Genomic DNA, 2,722 nt, shown 5'->3' on the forward strand with positions numbered 1-2,722 from the left:
CCAAAGGGCTGTGCGGTTTTTGGTCAGACAATTGGCAAACATGAAGATATTCCATCGTGGATTCTATTCTTTCATGACCCAAAAGTTTCTGAACCATAATGATCGAAACACCATCTTCCAATAAATGCGTGGCGAAGCTGTGTCGCAAAGTGTGGGTATGAACAATTTTGGTGATCCCGGCTTTTTTGCTCACCGTTTTGATGACCCATTGAACGCCTCTTTGACTGTATCTGGAATCAAAATCTTTGGTGTGCGTTGTGGAAGCACCTGTGCTGAGCGTAGTCGAAGCATCAATCTCTTCAATATTTCTATTTTGATTTCCATTGAATAAATATTGAGTCGGATTTTCCACGGAAATAAAGGTTTTCAGTCCCCGAATTAAATGTTCGGATAAAGGAACATAACGGTCTTTTTGACCTTTACCCTGAACAATGTGTAGCATTTGTCGGTCAAAATCCAGATGATGAAGTTCGATATTCCGGACTTCCATACATCGAAGCCCGCACCCGTAAATCAAACCAATGAGCAGTTTGTGCTTCAGCAATTGGGCAGTTTGCAGCATGCGCCAAACTTCCTGACGGCTTAAAATAGTCGGTAGTTTTTTGACTTTTGGAATAGCAGGAAGATGTAGAAAACTGTAGGGTAAACCTTCGGCTTTCAGAAGAAATCGAAGTCCATAAACGGTGTGCTTAAAGTAAGTTTGGGAAGGTGTTTTGCTGCGTTGTTGAAGTTCGAAGAGATAATCTTTGATGTCTTCCGGATCTAATTCCGTAGGAATTTTACCGAAATGAAGTGCTAGGGCGGCAACATGCCTGGAATAATTATCAAAGGTTCTGGGACTTTTTCCCTGGATTGAAATATTTCTTTCGAAACGTTGTATCAGTTCCGAAAAACCACTAACTTCGCTCGAAGCGCGATTCAAAATTTTGTTCGTCCTTAAATCCTCCGGAGATTTTTTTTTGTAGCCATTTTAGAGATTTTTTTTTATGTTATGATTAAACAAAGTTAATAAAACAGCCTCAGGAAAAGCTACCGGAGGTTTAGTTCAACAGTGTATTTGCAAAAAACGGGGTTGATATTTTCCTTCGAGAATTTATATAATAAAACACGCAAAAATGCTTTTTCATCTTTCAATTTTTAGTAATTTAGAAATCTGAAAAAGCATTTTGCTCCAGGCGGTTTTCCTTACCACATTTGGTTTGCAGTAGCCCGTCCTTCGCCAATACTTTTTCCGTTATGCGATATGCCACTAAAAATTACGTTAAATATGAAATCAATGAATTTATAATTATGGTAATAAAAAGAATATTCTTGTATGTTGCTTGTATTGTTTTGTTAATTAATGGAGGAAAAACTCTGTGGGAACTGATAAATTTTAACCAAATATCCGATTTGAATAATGTCGCAAATTCTACTGCTTACAAAATTGGTTACGTTGTTGGAATGTTAGTTGAAATAATTGTGTTTTTTGGACTCATAAAAATTATTTATGATAAGTTTTTGAAAGAAGTTAAAACTAAAGAAAACGCCTTAAACTAATGAAAGTAAATAAATATTTAAGAACTATTGGAATGATTCTTTTGATTATGGGATTTTTTTCCTATGATTTAACGGATTATTCATTTGAGTTTAACAAAAAATCTTGGCTGAAGATTATTATTGGATTAATTTTACTTCTAATATATTTTTACAGAGTAAAATTCTTAAAAATTAATGAAAATCCTGAATAAAAGGCACAGTCGCACAATAACTAAGCTTTCGTTTTGTCTGCAAGACAAGAAATGAAAGCCCGTTGAACGGAAGCTCCGATGGCTTTTCAGCAGTATGATGGTCCTCTTATGGGGATGTCGTTTTTAGAATTTAGATACACAAAGCAGTTTTTCAGAAGAACTGCTTTTTTTTGTGGCGTTGGGTAGCCTTTATTGGTGGATTTCAGCGGTTTTTCCTCGCTTCAGAACTAAAGATTTTCGCTAATTGTTCATTTCGTTAAATTTACAAAACCCAGTTATAAAATCCCCGCCAACAGAAATACCCAACCGTTAGCTGTAATCGTTTCCAAAATCACGCAAATGATGAATAAAATACATTTTGATCAACTAAATTTTAAAGATAATAAAGCGCAATCTATTTTATTAATATTATGTGCTATTATTTTAATCTCTAACCTTTTTGAATTAATAAATTTTGAAAATCCGAAAATTGGAAAATTTATAAATGCATCTATTTTTTTATTTCTTGCTTTTATCTATTCTAAAATTTTTTGGTATAAAAACTTTGTTCAATGGAATAAAAAAGGAATTATGATTAAACTCAATGAATTTTGGGGGAAAAATTTCAAATTTGAAGAAATTAGGAATTATAGTTTCCAAAATAATGAATTGAGTATTTCAAAATATGACGGGCAAATTAAAATCTTTAGTTTACAAAATATTGATCCTGAAAGTATAGATAAACTCGCTAACATATTGAAGACTAACACTTAAAAAACGGCTGCAGATAATAACTAAGCTTTAGCTGCGCTCTGTTCGGCTGTGCCTCGGGTCGTTTTGTCTGAAAGACAAGAAACCGAAGGTTCGGCGAGGCCAAATGAATTGATAAATCACTGAGACCTTGAAAAAATAGAAATTACGAGTCGAGATGACCAAAGCAGTTTTTTCGGAAGGACTGCTTTTTTTGTGGCGTTTGGTAGCCTTTTAGAGCGGGTTTAACGCTTGCTTATAGA

General features: G+C 34.3%; 2 protein-coding genes. One reads left to right on the forward strand and one right to left on the reverse strand.

The window, feature by feature from the left end; all coding sequences use genetic code 11:
- Positions 1-922 (reverse strand): tyrosine-type recombinase/integrase (locus ACEYOS_RS04315; protein WP_373797515.1); only part of this gene is annotated, 922 nt, incomplete at its 3' end.
- A 1,147-nt stretch (positions 923-2,069) separates the two neighbouring features.
- Between ACEYOS_RS04315 and ACEYOS_RS04320 the strand changes: the two genes are divergently transcribed.
- Positions 2,070-2,483 carry a hypothetical protein gene (locus tag ACEYOS_RS04320; protein ID WP_143853941.1) on the forward strand — a complete coding sequence of 138 codons (414 nt, stop codon included), beginning with the start codon at positions 2,070-2,072 and terminating at the stop codon, positions 2,481-2,483.
- Positions 2,484-2,722 lie beyond the last annotated feature (239 nt).

The organism is Kaistella sp. (assembly GCF_041824135.1).
Lineage (GTDB): Bacteria > Bacteroidota > Bacteroidia > Flavobacteriales > Weeksellaceae > Kaistella.

Bases quoted from the DNA above. Each gene is read 5' to 3' on its own strand.
- ACEYOS_RS04320 (WP_143853941.1), top strand. From the start codon at position 2,070: ATGATGAATAAAATACATTTTGATCAACTAAATTTTAAAGATAATAAA.